We start from the raw sequence: 15,881 nt of genomic DNA, 5'->3' as shown, positions 1-15,881 counted from the left end.
CGTTCTCCTGTTCGAAACTAGACTGACGTGATCACCGATGCCGGCGGCACCGGCGCATAGAGCGCGTCGATGATGTCAGTGCGATGCTCCAGCACCGCGCGCTGGTTGATCGAGCCCTTGTCGGTGACCTCGCCGCGATCGATCGACAGCGGGCCGTCGAGCAGGATCGCCCGCGCGATCCGGTTCGACGAGCCGGTTGCGCTCGCAAGCACACGCGCGAAACGTTCACGGAAGGCGGCGCGCACCAGCGGATCATTGGCCGCGGCCATGACGTCGTTCGCGGCAAGCGCCGGATTGATCAGGCGGCAGCCATCGAGATCGAGGATCACGATCGCCGCGAGCTCGTCGCGGTTGATTCCCGCGATCACGACGTCGCGCACCAGCGGCGCGCAAGCGCCGACGAAGCGCGCCCGCAACGGGCCGACGCTGACCCAGGTGCCGCTCGCCAGCTTGAAATCCTCGGCGATGCGGCCGTCGAAATCGAACCCGGCATCGAGATTGGCGGGATCGGCGGGCTTCAGCGCATCGCCGAACTTGTAGAACCCCTCCTCGTCGAAGGCTTTCGCGGTCAGCTCGGGCTGCCGCCAGTAGCCCGGCGTCACGTTCGGCCCCTTGGCGCGGACCTCAAGCTTGCCGTTGTTGGGCACCAGCTTCGCGTCATTGCCTGACACCGGCAGGCCGACATGGCCGGAGCGGCTGGTATCGGGACGCACCGACATGAAGAACGGCGAGGTCTCTGTGGCGCCGAGCCCGGTGAGCATCGGTACGCGATAGCCCTTCTCCTGCACCGCGAGCGCATCGAGGCTGTTCCAGACGAACGGCGACAGCGCGGCGCCCGAAAAGAACATCGCATGCAGCCGGTGGAAGAATTTCTCCCTCAAGGCCTCGTCGTCGCGCAGGTAGGGCAGCAGCGATTCATAGCCCTTCGGCACGTTGAAATAGACCGTCGGCGAGATCTCGCGCAGGTTTCGCACCGTCTCCTCGATGCCGCCGGGCACCGGCTTGCCGTCATCGAGATACATCGAGCCGCCATTGTAGAGCGTCAGCCCGACATTGTGATTGCCGCCGAAGGTATGATTCCACGGCAGCCAGTCGACGATCACGGGCGGCTCGTCCTTGAGGAATGCCAGCGTCTCGCGCAGCATGACCTGGTTGGCGCAGATCATGCGCTGGGTGTTGATGACGGCCTTGGGATTGCCGGTCGAGCCCGACGTGAGCAGGAATTTCGCGATCGTGTCCGGACCGACGGCGGCATGGATCGCGTCGAGGCGCGGATCCTCGGGCGTTGCCATCAGATCGGCGAGCGCCGTCACCGTGCGGCTGGGCACCGCCCCGCGGCTTGCCGCGATCTCGACGTCGGCCCCGACATTGGCGCGCAACGCGTCGGCGAACTTGTCGGCATCGTCGACGAAGACCAGGCCGGGTGTCAGAAGCTTGATGACGTAGCCGAGCTTGCCGTAGTCGCGCGACACCAGCGAATAGGCCGGCGACACCGGGCAGAACGGAATTCCGGCATACAACGCACCGAGCGCGATCAGTGCGTGATCGATCGAATTGCCCGACAGGATCACGATCGGCCGCTCGGCGGACAGCCCGCGCGCAAGCAATGACGAAGCGATCCGGCGCGTGGCGTCATACAATTGCGCGTAGGTGATCTGCCGCCAGCCCCCACCGGCCGCGCGCTCGGCCATGAACACGCGGCTCGGCTCAACCGCCGTCCAGTGATGCAGACGGTCGGTCAGGCGAACCGGAAAATCGGCGAGCTTGAGTTTCGGGCGAAGATAGATCGTGCCATCGTCGCGGCGCTCGACGGTGACGGCGGGATTGCCGAACGAGATCGGGCGTAGCGGGTGCGCAGCCGCGGTGGATGCAGACGGCGATGTGTCAGCCTTGGCGGTCATGTTGGCTTCACCTTGGCGGTCTTGCGATCCAGGAAAGCGCGGATCCGCTTCTTGGCTTCCTTGTCGCTCTGCGCCACCGTGGCCATCAGCGATTCCATCAAGAGGCCGGTCTGTGGATTGGCCTCCGCGATCATCGGCAGTGCCTGCAACACGGCGAAATTGGTCAGCGGTGCGTTGGCGGCGACGCGCTCGGCGAGCTCGAGGGCCTTGGGCAGCGCACCATCGGCCTCGGTGAGATATTGCGAGAAGCCGTAGGCGGCGCCCTCGGTCGCCGAATAGACCCGGCCGGTCAGCATCATGTCGGCCATCCGCGGCACGCCGATCAGGCGCGGCAACCGCACCGATCCGCCGCCGCCGACGAAGATGCCGCGCTGGCCCTCGGGCAGCGCGAAATAAGCGGACGGCTCGGCGACCCGGATATGCGCCGCGCAGGCCAGCTCCAGCCCGCCGCCGATCACCGCGCCCTTCAGCGCGGCGATCACGGGCACCCGGCAATACTGGATGCGGTCGAACACCCGGTGCCACATCTGGGAATGCACCAGGCCCTCGGTAGCATCGCGTTCGGTGAGTTCGGAAAGATCGAGGCCGGACGAGAAATGATCGCCGACACCGTGGATGACGACCGCGCCGACGTCCTCAGGGATCGCCGCAAAGCAATCCCGCAGCGCCAGGATGATGCCGTCATTCAGCGCATTGCGCTTGGCGGGCCGATTGAGCCCGACCGTCAGCACCGCCCCCTGCGTCTCGATCCTGAGCAGCGAGGCGTCGCCCGTGTCGGCAGCGTTTCCCATGGCGTTATTGTTTCCTGTTCAGAATAGTTATGTTTTATAACTATAATGGCGGGAGTCAATATGGGACGTTTTGCGGGTTGGCGCGTTCGCCGGTACGCGCAAATCTCCATCCCACTCGCGGTGTCGTCACCCGCGCTGCGGGTGATCCAGTATTCCAGAGGCAGCAGTGCTTGAGCCGAGAGGCCGCGGCGTACTGGATCGCCCGGTCGAGCCGGGCGACGACAGCGTGGGTGGGTCACAACACCTGATGCACGTCGATCACGACACGGTCGGCGTGGCGGGCGGCGGAGCCGATGAAGATGTGCTCCATCAGCCAGCGGTACTTCTCGGCGCCGGTCTCGAATTTCGGCACGGTGCGGAAATAGATCAGCTTGGGGTCGACCGGCTCGCCACGCTTGAGCTTCTCGAGCAGCTCGACCGGACCGAAGCGGATGCCCTTGTTCTCGACATAGACCACCGCGCCGTCGTCGGTTTCGAAAGCATATTTTGCTTCCAGGTCGATCAGCTCGTTGGGCCGGATGATCTGGAAGTCGGCGCCGAACGGCAACACCTTGCCGTTGATCCCCTCGCCTTTCACCTCGCCGCCGATGATCGGAATGATGCGGCGGACGCCGGTGCCGATATCGCCGGCGGATGTCACCTCGGCGATCCGGGCGGTGATGGTGAAGACGTATCTGGTCTGGAGTTCGGGATTCATAGGGAACCTATTTATTGAGGCATGATCCCTTTCGGAAAACCGGACCCCACTTTCCCGGGATCATGCCTAGCCTATCATGCGCTGCGGCAGCCAGGTCGCGAGCAGCGGGAACAGGATCAGGATCACCAGCCGGATCAGGTCGGTGATCACGAAGGGCAGCACGCCGACGAAAATCGTCGACATGTTGACGTCCTTGATCACGCTCTTGATCACGAACACGTTCATGCCGACCGGCGGATGGATCAGGCCGAGCTCGACCGTCATGACGATGATGATGCCGAACCAGATCGGATCGAAGCCGAGCGCGGTGACCACCGGGAACACGATCGGCACGGTGAGGATCACCATCGCCATCGCGTCCATCAGGCAGCCGAGCACCAGATACATCAGGAGGATCAGCGCCAGCACGCCATAGGGTCCGATCCCGAGACCGGTGAGGAACTCGGTCACGTTCTGCGGCGTCTGGGTGATGGTGAGGAAATAGCCGAAGCAGAGCGCACCGATCAGCACGGTGAAGACCGCCGCGGCGGTGCGGGTCGCCTGCAACAGCGATTGCAGGATGCCGTCCTTGGTCAGCTTGCCCCTGAGGATTCCGATGATGAACGCGCCGACCGCACCGACCGCGCCGGCTTCGGTCGGCACGAAGAAGCCGCCATAGAGGCCGCCGATCACGAACAGGAACAGCAGCAGCGGCGACCAGACGTCGCGCATCGCGACAAGACGCTCATGCCACGACGCCTTCTTTCCCGCCGGCAGGAAACCGGGCCGGGTGACACCGATGATGCCGATCGTGACCATGTGCATCAGGATCGCGAGCAGTCCGGGGATCACGCCGGCGATGAACAGCTTGCCGATGTCCTGCTGGGTGATGATGCCATAGACCGCCAGCACCGTGGACGGCGGCAGCATCGCGCCGAGCGTGCCGCCGACCGCGATCACGCCGGTCGAGAACGACTGCGGGTAGCCGAAGCGGCGCATCTCCGGATAGGCCACCGCCGAGAAGGTCGCAGCCGTTGCGACCGACGAGCCCGAGATCGCGGCGAACCCGCCGCAGGCCGCGATGGTCGCGATGCCGAGCCCGCCCTTCCAATGGCCGACGAAGGTATTGGCGGCCCGGAACAGCTCGCGGCTGATGCCGGAGACGGAGACGAAGGCGCCCATCAGCAGGAACATCGGGATCACGCCGAACGAATAATCCGTCACCGTGCGCATCGTGGTCTGGCCGACCAGTTTCAGCGCCGGCGCAAAGCCGGTGAGATAGCCGAAGCCTGTGATGCCGACGAGGCCCATTGCCATACCGACAGGCACACGCAACAGCATCAGCGCGAACAGGCAGACGAAGCCGATGACGGCGACGGCCTCGGGACTCAGATCAAGACTCATGGTTTCAGACTCATGGCCGTCTACTCCGCGGTCTTGATCTTGGCATCGTGGATATCCTCCGGATGGAAGATCAGGCGGTAGGTGCGGATCGCGATCAGCAGCACGGCGGAGACGTCGCCGATCCACGACACCAGGAAGAACGGCCAGACCGGCACGCCGAGATCCATGGTGACGATGTGGCTGCTCCTGGTGTCGATCACCTTGTCGACCAGCGTGTAGGTCTGCACGCTCACCACGAACAGCAGCACCAGGGTGGCGAAGATGTCGATCCAGCGCTGGTAGCGCGGCGAGGCGTTGGCCCAGACCAGATCGACCGTGATGTGGGTGCCGCGATAGCTGGTCGCCGCGATGCCCCAGAAGATCAGGATGCCGAGCAGGAACTGGCCGAAATTGTAGTAGTCCGGGATCGTCACCGCGAAGAATTTGCGCATGAACACCGCAACGAAGGTGTTGAGCGCGACGACGCCGACGAAGAACGCCGCCACCCATTCGATCGAATCGATGAAGCGGTCCATGACATTCTTGCGCACCGGCTCGGGCGGACCGGTGATCGCACCGTCTTGGGAGATTTCGGTGGTTGCAGCCATGGCTCGAGATCCTACCCCCACGTCATGGCCGGGCTCGTCCCGGCCATCCACGTCTTCGTTCCGTTGATCAGTAAGGCGTGGATGCCCGGGTCAAGCCCGGGCATGACGACCGCATTTGCCTCGGCAGTTCGCCTAGAGCCCCGCCCCGTACTTCTTCAGCGTGGCCTGTAGATCGGCGTCGATCTTCTCGGCATCGCCGCCGGCCTTCTTCACCGCCTCGGCCCAACTGTCGTGCAGCGGCTTGACCGCCTTCTTCCACTCCGCGAGTTGCTCCGGCGTCAGCGGATAGACCTCATGCCCCGGCAGCGCCTTCATCTTGGTGCGGCCGTTGGCTTCGAAGTCGGTCCAGGGATCGGTGACCTTGGAGGCCCATTCCGGCGAGCAGTGATCGTCGATCACCTTCTTCTGGGCATCCGACATCGAATTGTATTTGGCGAGGTTCATGTTGTAGGTGAACACCGTCGTGTAGAGCGGCACGTCCATGTGGTACTTCACCACCTTGTCGATACCGAACAGGAAGATCGAGCCCCATGGGAAGGTGATCTCGTCGGCCACGCCGCGCTCGATCGCGTCGCGCGATTCCGGCGCGGAGGCCTGCACATTGGTGCCGCCGAACATCTTCACCATCTCGCCGATCGTGCTCTGCGCCGGGCGCACCTTGACCCCGCTGAGATCGCTCGGCAGCACGATCTTCTTCTTGCCGTGCAGCGCGCCCGGATCATGGATGAAGGCGAAGCAGAGCTTGGTGTCCTTCATCTCGGTCGGCGCATATTTGTGATACCACTCGTTCAGCGCCAACGTGCCCTTCTTGCCGTCCGAGAACACGAACGGCAGCTGGCCGGCGGCCGCGATCGGGAAACGGCCGGGCTGATAGCCCGGATTGACGTAGGTGACGTCGGCGATGCCGTCGCGCGCCATGTCGTAGTGGTCGAATGCCTTGCCGAGCTGCTCGGACGGAAACACGGTGACCTTGATGGTGCCGCCCGATGCCTTCTCGATATCGGCGGCCCAGGCCTGCGTCGCCGGCACCAGCGGATGCGCCGGCGGCACCCACAGCGACACCTTGAGATTGACGGTCTTGTCCTGCGCCAGCGCAGGTCCAATGGCGGGACCCGCGGCCGGTATGACGGCGGCTGCCATCAGCAGCGCCAGCACTGTTTTCCTCATCACGCCTCCTCCTCTCCATGACGGCGGGCTTCGTGCCCGGTCTCGTTACTTAACATGTTATCTATTTTGCCCGCATATTCAAGACGGAATATGCGAGGCGGACGCCTGGTCGCACCCGGGTCCACCGCCATCTTGCGCTGCGGCGAAGCCATCTCCCGCGGCAGATCGATCTTGCCAAACCTGTTATATGATATAGTTGCCATGGCAAGTTGACGGTGACCGCCCGGCGCGGGCGCCCGGCTCAAGCCTATCCGATCGGGAGGAGCAGGTATTGCGGACAAAAGTAGCAATCATAGGCGCAGGTCCGGCCGGACTGTTGCTTGGGCAACTACTTCATACTTTCGGCGTGGACAACGTCATTCTCGAACGGCAGACCCCGGAATACGTGCTGGGGCGGATTCGCGCCGGCCTGCTCGAGGAGGGCACGGTGTCGCTGCTCGAGAGCGTCGGCGCCGCCACCCGGCTGCACCAGGAGGGCCTGGTCCATCACGGCGTCGAGCTGGCCTTTGGCGGCGCGCGGCACCGCATCGACATGCACGCGGCGACCGGCAAGACCGTGACCATCTACGGCCAGACCGAGGTCACGCTCGATCTGATGAACGCACGCAAGGCGGCCGGCCTGACCACGGTCTACTCCGCCGCCGACGTCAAGCCGCACGACTTCGACACCGATCATCCGCGCGTCACCTACGTCAAGGACGGCGTCAGCCACGAAATCACCTGCGATTTCATCGCCGGCTGCGATGGTTTCCACGGCATCAGCCGCGCCAGCGTTCCCACCTCGGCGATCACCAGCTACGAGCGGGTGTACCCGTTCGGCTGGCTCGGCATCCTCTCGGAGACGCCGCCGGTCTCGCCGGAATTGATCTACAACAACCACGAACGCGGCTTCGCGCTGTGCACGATGCGCTCGACCCATCGCAGCCGCTATTACGTGCAGTGCCCACTCGACGATCATGTCGACCAGTGGTCGGACGAGCGGTTCTGGGATGAATTGAAGCGCCGCCTCGACCAGAAGGCCGCCGACGAGATCGTCACCGGCCCCTCGATCGAGAAGAGCATCGCGCCGCTGCGCAGCTTCGTCGCCGAACCGATGCGCTTCGGCCGGATGTTCCTGGCCGGCGACGCCTCGCACATCGTGCCGCCTACCGGCGCCAAGGGGCTCAACCTCGCCGCCAGCGACGTGCATTATCTGTCGCAGGCGCTGCGCGAATATTACGACGAGAAATCCTCAGCCGGCATCGACGGCTATTCGGCCAGAGCGCTGGCGCGGGTCTGGAAAGCGGTGCGCTTCTCCTGGTGGATGACCTCGATGCTGCACAGATTCCCCGACGAGGGCGAATTCGCCGCGCGCATCCAGATCGCCGAGCTCGACTACCTCGTCAGTTCGAAGGCGGCGTCGACCTCGCTATCGGAGAATTATGTGGGGCTGCCGTTCTAGCGCGCGCCGTTTCGTTCGTAGAGCAACCGCGCTGTTGCAACATCAGTCGTCATACCCCGCGCATGCGGGGTATCCAGTACGCCGGAGCAAGCCCTTCGTGCTTTCAAACGCCCACGCAAATCCCGTTTAAAACTTTGTAGGCGGTGAAACCGTCGTCGACATCGCGTTCAATGGCGTCAACGCAATCGCCATATGCGAGCTTGAGATGACCACCGACACGCAAATCGCGCCTGACATTTCCCAAGACGTCCCTGAAGGCTTCGAGCCGCTGTTCCGCAAGAGCCCGCTCACCGAGCCCTGGGAGCCGCTTTACCAGAAGAAGACCGAGCGGTCCGTCGTCATCGGCCTGCGGCTGGCGCGGGCGCATACCAACGGCCGCGGCCTGATCCATGGCGGGTTGATCGCGGCACTTTCCGACAACGCGATGGGCTACAGCTGCGGCCAGGCGACTGGCTGGACCACCTCGTATGTAACGATCTCGCTCACGGTCGATTTCGTCGGCACCGCCAATGTCGGGCAATGGCTTTCGATCGAGAGCGATGTGATCAAGACCGGCAGCACGATCTGCTTCGCACAGAGCCTGATCAAGGCCGATGGCGTAACGATCGCGCGCGCCAGCGGCACGTTCCGCGTGGTGCCGAAGAAGCCGGCGGTGAGCCAAGCGACTTCGAGCTGAACTAGCTGAAATGCCAGTCGGTGATCTCGGTGACGAGATCGATGAAGGTCCGCACCTTCGCCGACAACAGCCGGGACGTCGGGTAGACCACATGGATCGGCACCGGCGGCTGCTCGAACGCGGCGAGCACGATTCGGACCCGTTTCGCCTTCAGCGATTCGGCCGCCTGATAGGCCATCACCCGGGTCAGTCCGCCGTCCTGCTCGGCGAACTGGATGGCGGCATCCGAACTGTTGCTGGTGAACCGCGGCGTCGGGGTGATGCGGATCTCCTGGCCGTCCTCCATGAAGCGCCAGTCCGGCGTCGCGGTCATGGCGCCGAACTGGATGGTGTCATGGGAGGCCAAGTCGGCCGGCCGCTTCGGCTCGCCGCGGCGCTTGAGATAGCCATGCGACGCCACCACGATGCGACGCATCTGGCCGACATGCCGTGCCACCAGGGTCGAATCCGGCAGGTGCCCGAGCCTGACCGCGAGGTCGACGCCGTCCTCGACCAGGTTGATCCGGCGATCCGACAGCCGCAGGTCGACGCCCACGTCCGGATAGCGCTTCAGGTAGGCGGAGACGACCGGGCTGACATGCAGCCGCCCGAAGCCGAACGGCGCCGAGATCGCCAGCCGGCCTTCCGGGCGGGTGCGCTCGCTCTCCACCGCGTCCTCGGCTTCCTCGACATCGGCCAGGATCCGCCGCGCCCGTTCCAGATAGCGCGCGCCGGCATCGGTCAGCGTCACCTGCCGCGTGGTCCGCTGCAACAGCCGCGCCCCAAGCCGCTCCTCCAGCGCCGCGATCAGCCGCGTGATGCCAGATGGCGACAGGCCGAGCTTGCGGGCGGCGGGGGCGAACCCTTGCAGGTCGGCCACCGCGACAAAGGCCTGCATGGCGTCGATCCGGTCCATGGCGTTATTGCATATTCGGCAACAGTGAAGTGTCAATTCACAAGATTGCCTACAAACCAGAAATAGCCAAGTTACGGTTCTTGAACGGCCGCTTTGTCGCCCGTGGCGGGAGGCTTAGATGTCAGAGGTTCGCAGCTATTCGAGCGATGTCGGGTTCACCCCTGCGGTGAAGGAAATCCAGACCCGCAAGGGTTCGCGGGCGACCCATGCCGAGGTCGAGGCTCATGGCGGCTGGCAGACCGAAGTCGACGAGAACCTCGCGGCGTTCCTCGCCAACACCAACAGTTTCTATTTCGCGACCGCCTCTGCGGACGGGCAGCCCTACATCCAGCATCGTGGCGGGCCGAAGGGGTTCGTCAAGGTGCTCGACAAGCACACCATCGCGTTCGCCGATTACAGCGGCAACCGGCAGTTCATCACCCAGGGCAATCTCTCGGAGAACCCGAAGGCCTATATCTTCGTGATGAATTATGCGTATCGGCAGCGCGTGAAGATCTGGGGCGAGGCGCGCGTCGTGGAGGACGATCCGGCCCTGACGCGCGCGCTGATGCCGCAGGGCTATCGCGCGCGGCCCGAGCAGGTGATCCTGTTCAAGGTCGCGGCATGGGACACCAACTGCCCGCAGCACATCCCGCAGAAGTTCGATGCCGCTGATGTCGCCACCGCGCTCAGCTCGCGCGATCAGCGTATCGCCGAGCTGGAGGCGGAGCTGGCCGCGTTGAAGGGCCAGCCCGTACCGGTTGCGTCGGCTTAAGCCGCCTGCTGCTGCAACGGCTCCCAGGCGAATTCCGGATAGTATTGCTGCATCATCCGGCCGACATAGGCGGTGAGATTGTCGAACTTCTTGGTCCGTTGGCGCAGCGGCGAATCGAAGAACGGGGTCAGGATTCCCGCCAGCGCGCCGAACGCCGTGGCATCGGTACCGCAGGGTGCGTTGCCCATCAGATAGGGCTTGTCGCCGAGCTGCACCGACAGTGCGAACAGCGAACGCATGGCGACATCGACGTCCTCGTCGGGGCCATGACGGCCAAGCCCGCTCAAGAGATAGTTCTCGGCAACCCGAAACTGGGCGTCCTCGCGCATCTTGTCGCGCATGTGATCGGGCGCGCCGTCGAAGAAATGCGCCGGCCCCTTGGCGAAATTGGTGTCGTCGACCCAGCGCGCGCCGACCAGCGCCCAATAGATGTGATGCTCGATCATGCGCTCGAAGGCCCAGGCCTGGGCGCGCGCCTGCAAGCTCAGCGGCGCATCGAAGTCGAAGCCGTATTTGCCCTCGATATGGGCGCGGATGAAGGTCGAATCGGCGATCGTCTCGCCGTCATCGGAAATGAACGGCAGCTGGCCCTTCGGAGAGGCCGGCGGCATCGCCTTTTCCTTGGTGTAGGCAAGCCCGGCCATCTTGAGCTGGACCTCGGTCTTGGTCACGAAGGGGCTGATTTCCGGCAGACCGAAGCCCGCGCCAAAGCCAAAAAGCGTAATCATATGAAGCTCCCGATCGCCTGTGGTCGTGAATTGAAGCTAGCCGCCCCCTGCTGCCAGCATGGTGTCAGCAGTAATGGCATTCACTGCCGAGCGGGCCTGCGGGTGCGAGGCGGCGAACCGCCCCGCGAACGCGCTTGACCAGCCGTTCCCGCCCGTAGGACCAGGCTGCGCTGATCGACTGTGCGACCAGCGCCACCAGGGCCCAGCGCAGATCGCCGGAGGTGGAGTAGACCGTGACCAGTTGTTCCAGCGCAAAGCTCCGCGCTTGCCGGAAACCGAGTTCATCAAGATTCGTCATGGACAAATTCCCTTCACTTGAGGTGTTGTCCTGATATAGCCCCCACCTGCTGCCAACATGCTGTCAGCAGCAGTGACAGGGGCGCGAAAAGGCGAAGCGTCGGGACATCGCGATATCCGTCAAGACACTCGTCAAGATTGCTGCCAAGAGAGTTGCCGAGAGAACTGCCATGAGACGCGCCGACCGGCTGTTTCAGATCATCCAGGTGCTCCGCCGCACCCGTAAGCCTTTGACTGCGGACGCGATCGCCGCCGAGCTCGAGACATCGAAGCGGACCATCTATCGTGACATCGCGAGCCTGATCGAGCAGCGGGTGCCGATCCGCGGCGAGGCTGGCATGGGCTACATCCTCGAGAAGGGGTTCGACCTGCCGCCTTTGATGCTGACACCCGACGAGATCGAGGCCTGCGTGCTCGGCGCGCAATGGGTGGTCGGCCACGCCGATCCGGCTTTAGCGCGCGCGGCCGAGGATTTGATGGCCAAGATCGCCGAGACCGTGCCGGACCGGCTGCGGCCGTTCGTGCTGGAGCCGGCGAGCCGGGCCCGCTCCGCCTGGAACCGGGAGCCCGACCGCATCGACATGGTCAGGACCCGCAGCCAGATCCATGAAGGCAAGAAGATCACGCTGAGCTATCGCGACGAGCACGGCCGCGACTCTGAACGAACGGTCTGGCCGATCGCGGTCGGCTATCACGAAGCGGTACGGCTGCTCGCCGCCTGGTGTGAGCTGCGCAAGGATTTCCGGAGCTTCCGCACCGACCGCGTGGTGACGGCTGTCTATCACGACGAGAAATATCCGGAGCGGCGCGACCTGCTCAGGGCGCGCTGGCGGCGCAGCCTGGTGTGGGAAGCGCCGAGGGACACCTGATGGCCGACAGCGAAATCGAAGCAGCGGAGACCAGCCCCTGCCAGTCCTGCGGCGCCTGCTGTAGCTATTCGGAGAACTGGCCGCGCTTCACCATCGAGGACGACGCCGAGCTCGACCTGATCCCACCGCAATTCGTCAATGCGCGACAGTCGGGCATGCGTTGCGAGGGCGACCGCTGCTCGGCGCTGTCGGGCCGGATCGGGGAAGCGACGCGCTGCGAAATCTATGCGGTGCGGCCGGAGGTGTGCCGGACCTGCCAGCCGGGCGACGCGGAATGCGCGATGGCACGGCGCCGGCACGGGCTGCCGCTCATCGCGAGCGCGCAGCCAATCTGACTGGACGTTACGCCGTGACCCTGTCGCTCACGTCCTCGTCGTCGAGTTCGTCATCGACAACGGGCGCGAAGGTCGACAGCGGCTTGGTCGACAGCGTGATCGGCTTGCGGCCGCCATGCGAAACGGCAGCGGCACGGACCGGCTCACGCGACAGCGCGTAGAGCGTCGACCCGACACGGCCGCCGGAATTGACCAGCTCCCACTCGCTGCAACTCGACGCGATCGCCACCGCGAGCGTGTGCAGATGGCTGCGCCGGTAGCAGAACAGCGCCAGCATCGCCCGGACATCGGGCGCGACATTGGCAACCAGCAGCGAAAGCCCGTTCGGATTGGCGCGGTACATCTGGCCGAGCAGGTCGTCCGCAACTGGGCAGGCATCGTTCTCGAAAGCGTCGCGGCTTGAAAACATTTGCAAATCCCCCTCAATCGGGAAGATGCCGCGCAATTCTCTAATGAAAGGTTAACCACGGCCTCCGGTCGCTTCCGAAGCCCCTTGCCCGTTGCACGCGAATCACATCCGCCCGCTGCGGGCGGGTGGTCGGCTGTTCGCAATGCGGGAAGCGGCGTAGGCCGGCCGCTCAGTTCGCGGCCATGTAGATCGACAGCGCGAAGCCGGTGAGGTGGTGCAGCGCCTGGTCGACCCCGATCAGGGTCCAGAACCAGGGATGGCCGGATTCCAGGGTGACGCCGAAATGCGACGCGCAGATGCCTTTGCAGCGATCGACGATGATGTGGATCACGAAGTCGACGAACGCGACGTACCAGAACCGCGGCGCCACCACCAGGATCAGCGCCAGCGCGACCGCGAGGTGGATCAGGCAATGCGCGAGCAACGGCATCGCCCAGCCGGTCTTCTGGTCCTTGCCGATCGCCATCCAGGCGTTCTGCAGCATGAAGTCGGCAATGATGTGCTTGGCCGTGAGAAGCAACATCCATCCCACCAGGGCACCAACCGACACCGACGATGACATGGCAGGAAACAACAAGCTGACGCCCTTTACTTCGATGAATGTGATTGCAAGAAATCCGGGTCAGGCCGTCAGCACAATTCCGCAAAACGAAGCGTGTCTCATTTATGACATCTCCGGCGGCGGAATGCACCTGCGGCTCCCTCGAAAATCACATCCCGGTTCTGGCGTCGATAGTGGCGATGGTCATGCGGCACCGCGGCACGGATCGATCGAAGTTAAGGTTACGGCAGGCCCGCCGGTTTGCATTCAACCCGGGGAGGTATATCGTCGGCCACATAGGAAATTTTCTTTCTTTTATAGTGATTTACGGTTTCGCCGGGCGGCGCCGATCCGGTTGCGGCGAAGTCCCGGACGGGTAATCAGCCATGAGTGCCGAAGCCCTCTCACCTTCGTCGATGCTGCCGCGGCCGCGTCCCCCGGTCGCCAAGAGCAACCGCGCACAGATCATCATCTTCACCCTGCTGACGCTGCTGCTGAGCGCGATTACCGTGGCTGGCGGCCGGGTCTGGCTGCGCAATTCCGAAACGCTGGTGTTCGCGGTCGGCGACGCCAAGGGTCCGGAGGCGAAATTCGCGGCCCGCCTCGCCACGGTGCTGAAGGCCAACTCGTCGCGGCTGCGGCTCAAGATTTCGCCGTACCCGGACAATGCCAAGGCGCTGGCGCAGTTCGACCGCCGCGACGCTTCGCTTGCGATCCTGCGCACCGACGCCAAGGTGCCGCCGCGCGCCCGCGCCATCGCGATCCTGGAGCATGACGTGGTGCTGGTGCTCAGCCCCGGCGGCAAGAAGATCAAGTCGCTGCCCGAGCTCAGGAAGAAGAAGATCGCGGTGGTCGGCGACGGCGAGAACAGCGTCAATTTCGTCCGCAGCGCGCTCGAGATATCCGACAGCCCGGATGCGGCGCAGCGAGTGCAGCAGGCACCGCCGAACACGCCGTTCGACAAATTGTTCGCCTCCGGCTTTGCCGCGGTGGTCGCGATCGAGCATGCCTCGAAGATCGTCAAGGACAAGACCTACGAGCAATATGCCAAGCGCACCGGCGGCTTCACGCTGAACGCGATCGACTCGGCCAAGGCGCTGGCGCGCAAATACCCGGCGATCTCGGAGGAGACCGTCGCGACCGGCATGCTGTCGGCCTCGCCTGTTATTCCCGACGACGACGTCGACACCATCGGGCTGGAATGGCTGCTGGTCGCGCAGTCCTCGATGTCCACCACGACGGCCGCCGAGCTCGCCCGCCTGGTCTACGAGAACAAGTCCGAGCTCGCGCTCGACGACGGCTTCGCCTCAAGGATCGAGCCGGCTGCGACCGACAAGGACGCCTTCATCGTCGCCCATCAGGGCGCCGCCGAATACATCAACGACGACACCAAATCGTTCATGGACCGCTACAGCGACGTGATGTATCTCGGCGCCGCCGCGCTCAGCATCATCGGCTCGATCTTCGCCGGGATCTACACCAAGATCACCCGCATCGCGCCGGAGAAGGCCAGCGAGCTGGCGGCGCGGATCCTCGACATCGGCGAACGCGTCGAGCACACCACCTGCGCCGATCATCTCGACGAATTGCAGGACGAGCTCGAGGCGATCCTGCGCGGCGCGGTGATCGGCCTGCGCGACGGCACCGTCTCCGGCGACGGGCTCGACACATTCAAGCTCGGCTACGAGCTGGTGCGCGACGAGATCGCGCTGCGCCGCGACCATCTCAAGCGCCACCCGGCGGCCCCGGACGATAATCTCGCGGTGGTGAAGAGCGCGAACGGCTGAGACCCAAGTCATTCGTTCGGCGTCGTCACCCGCGCATGCGGGTGATCCAGTATTCCCGAGGCGGTGCCGACGAGCAGACATGTGCAAACTCGCTCCTGTCGTGCTCCACGCGGCGAGGAACTTCTCCATCGGCGAGATGTTACAACTGCCTCAAATGGAGGAGAGACCATGAAGAAGCTGATTGCAGGATGTGCCATCGCGGCCGGGATGATGACGGCGGTGCATGCCGCGGAGACGATGTCGGCCGCACCTGCCGAAAGCTGGACCGTCACCAACTACTACAAGCAGTCGGTCTATGATCCGCAGCAGAACAAGATCGGCGACATCGACGATGTGCTGGTCGACAAGTCCGGCAAGGTCAATGGCCTGGTGATCGGCGTCGGCGGCTTTCTCGGCGCTGGCGAGAAGGATGTCATCGTTCCCTTCACCGCCGTGAAGACGGCGAAGAAGGACAACAAATGGTGGCTCACCTTGAACGAGACCAAGGACGGCCTGAAGTCGGCGCCAGGCTTCAAGTACGACAAGGCAAGCACGACCTGGGTACCGGAAGGCAAGTAACGAAGCCGGTCACGTATCCAACAGAGCGGGGCCGTGTCGATCGGCCCCGCTTCATTTTGGGTCCG

General features: G+C 64.2%; 18 protein-coding genes. 7 read left to right on the top strand and 11 right to left on the bottom strand.

What is annotated here, in order from left to right; all coding sequences use genetic code 11:
• Positions 1–17: 17 nt before the first annotated feature.
• The 6 genes from B2W55_RS02165 to B2W55_RS02140 form a co-directional block, all read right to left on the bottom strand.
• Complete coding sequence (locus B2W55_RS02165; protein ID WP_024581714.1) at positions 18–1,901, bottom strand: feruloyl-CoA synthase; 1,884 nt, start codon at positions 1,899–1,901, stop codon at positions 18–20.
• The gene (locus tag B2W55_RS02160; protein WP_024581713.1) at positions 1,898–2,692 is read right to left on the bottom strand and encodes a crotonase/enoyl-CoA hydratase family protein; all 795 of its coding nucleotides are present in this window, start codon (positions 2,690–2,692) and stop codon (positions 1,898–1,900) included. Before B2W55_RS02160 ends, B2W55_RS02165 begins: the two co-directional genes overlap by 4 nt.
• Positions 2,693–2,927: 235 nt before the next feature.
• Positions 2,928–3,389, bottom strand: coding sequence for a DUF3237 domain-containing protein (locus B2W55_RS02155; protein WP_024581712.1), 462 nt, complete (start codon positions 3,387–3,389; stop codon positions 2,928–2,930).
• Between the two features lie 66 nt (positions 3,390–3,455).
• Positions 3,456–4,760: a TRAP transporter large permease gene (locus B2W55_RS02150; RefSeq protein ID WP_024581711.1), complete on the bottom strand. Its 1,305-nt coding sequence runs from the start codon at positions 4,758–4,760 to the stop codon at positions 3,456–3,458.
• Between the two features lie 32 nt (positions 4,761–4,792).
• Positions 4,793–5,302, bottom strand: coding sequence for a TRAP transporter small permease (locus B2W55_RS02145; RefSeq protein ID WP_024581710.1), 510 nt, complete (start codon positions 5,300–5,302; stop codon positions 4,793–4,795).
• A 189-nt stretch (positions 5,303–5,491) separates the two neighbouring features.
• A complete protein-coding gene (locus B2W55_RS02140) occupies positions 5,492–6,526 on the bottom strand; it encodes a TRAP transporter substrate-binding protein (RefSeq protein WP_024581709.1) in 1,035 nt (344 codons plus the stop codon).
• A gap of 271 nt (positions 6,527–6,797) precedes the next feature.
• Between B2W55_RS02140 and pobA the strand changes: the two genes are divergently transcribed.
• On the top strand, positions 6,798–7,967 hold the full coding sequence (gene pobA, locus B2W55_RS02135) for a 4-hydroxybenzoate 3-monooxygenase (protein ID WP_024581708.1): 1,170 nt from the start codon (positions 6,798–6,800) through the stop codon (positions 7,965–7,967).
• Positions 7,968–8,172: 205 nt separating this feature from the next.
• On the top strand, positions 8,173–8,643 hold the full coding sequence (locus B2W55_RS02130) for a PaaI family thioesterase (RefSeq protein ID WP_029879192.1): 471 nt from the start codon (positions 8,173–8,175) through the stop codon (positions 8,641–8,643).
• 1 nt (position 8,644) lies between these two features.
• Here the strand turns inward: B2W55_RS02130 and B2W55_RS02125 are convergent, their stop codons facing one another.
• Positions 8,645–9,538, bottom strand: coding sequence for a LysR family transcriptional regulator (locus tag B2W55_RS02125; protein WP_024581706.1), 894 nt, complete (start codon positions 9,536–9,538; stop codon positions 8,645–8,647).
• A 118-nt stretch (positions 9,539–9,656) separates the two neighbouring features.
• On the opposite strand from B2W55_RS02125, the gene B2W55_RS02120 reads away from it, so the two are divergent.
• A complete protein-coding gene (locus tag B2W55_RS02120; protein ID WP_024581705.1) occupies positions 9,657–10,292 on the top strand; it encodes a pyridoxamine 5'-phosphate oxidase family protein in 636 nt (211 codons plus the stop codon).
• Here B2W55_RS02120 and B2W55_RS02115 read toward each other — a convergent pair.
• Positions 10,289–11,020, bottom strand: a complete 732-nt coding sequence (locus B2W55_RS02115; protein WP_024581704.1) for a glutathione S-transferase family protein — start codon at positions 11,018–11,020, stop codon at positions 10,289–10,291. The two genes, B2W55_RS02120 and B2W55_RS02115, sit on opposite strands and share 4 nt — an antisense overlap.
• A 64-nt stretch (positions 11,021–11,084) precedes the next feature.
• Positions 11,085–11,318: a hypothetical protein gene (locus B2W55_RS02110; RefSeq protein ID WP_024581703.1), complete on the bottom strand. Its 234-nt coding sequence runs from the start codon at positions 11,316–11,318 to the stop codon at positions 11,085–11,087.
• 169 nt (positions 11,319–11,487) lie between these two features.
• On the opposite strand from B2W55_RS02110, the gene B2W55_RS02105 reads away from it, so the two are divergent.
• On the top strand, positions 11,488–12,186 hold the full coding sequence (locus B2W55_RS02105; protein ID WP_024581702.1) for a helix-turn-helix transcriptional regulator: 699 nt from the start codon (positions 11,488–11,490) through the stop codon (positions 12,184–12,186).
• The gene (locus B2W55_RS02100; RefSeq protein ID WP_024581701.1) at positions 12,186–12,521 is read left to right on the top strand and encodes a YkgJ family cysteine cluster protein; all 336 of its coding nucleotides are present in this window, start codon (positions 12,186–12,188) and stop codon (positions 12,519–12,521) included. Before B2W55_RS02105 ends, B2W55_RS02100 begins: the two co-directional genes overlap by 1 nt.
• A 7-nt stretch (positions 12,522–12,528) precedes the next feature.
• Here B2W55_RS02100 and B2W55_RS02095 read toward each other — a convergent pair whose 3' ends face one another.
• Both B2W55_RS02095 and B2W55_RS02090 read right to left on the bottom strand, forming a co-directional pair.
• Positions 12,529–12,930 carry a hypothetical protein gene (locus B2W55_RS02095; protein ID WP_024581700.1) on the bottom strand — a complete coding sequence of 134 codons (402 nt, stop codon included), beginning with the start codon at positions 12,928–12,930 and terminating at the stop codon, positions 12,529–12,531.
• A 169-nt stretch (positions 12,931–13,099) separates the two neighbouring features.
• Positions 13,100–13,453 (bottom strand): DUF3307 domain-containing protein, encoded by a 354-nt coding sequence (locus B2W55_RS02090; protein ID WP_080891015.1) that lies wholly within the window; start codon positions 13,451–13,453, stop codon positions 13,100–13,102.
• Between the two features lie 404 nt (positions 13,454–13,857).
• Here B2W55_RS02090 and B2W55_RS02085 point away from each other — a divergent pair, with 404 nt between their 5' ends.
• A complete protein-coding gene (locus B2W55_RS02085; protein WP_024581698.1) occupies positions 13,858–15,258 on the top strand; it encodes a TAXI family TRAP transporter solute-binding subunit in 1,401 nt (466 codons plus the stop codon).
• A gap of 168 nt (positions 15,259–15,426) precedes the next feature.
• Complete coding sequence (locus tag B2W55_RS02080; protein ID WP_024581697.1) at positions 15,427–15,816, top strand: PRC-barrel domain-containing protein; 390 nt, start codon at positions 15,427–15,429, stop codon at positions 15,814–15,816.
• Positions 15,817–15,881: the final 65 nt, after the last annotated feature.

Origin of the sequence: Bradyrhizobium sp. UBA2491, assembly GCF_002341725.1 — a bacterium.
Lineage (GTDB): Bacteria > Pseudomonadota > Alphaproteobacteria > Rhizobiales > Xanthobacteraceae > Bradyrhizobium.
This window is presented reverse-complemented; position numbering and strand designations above follow the sequence as displayed.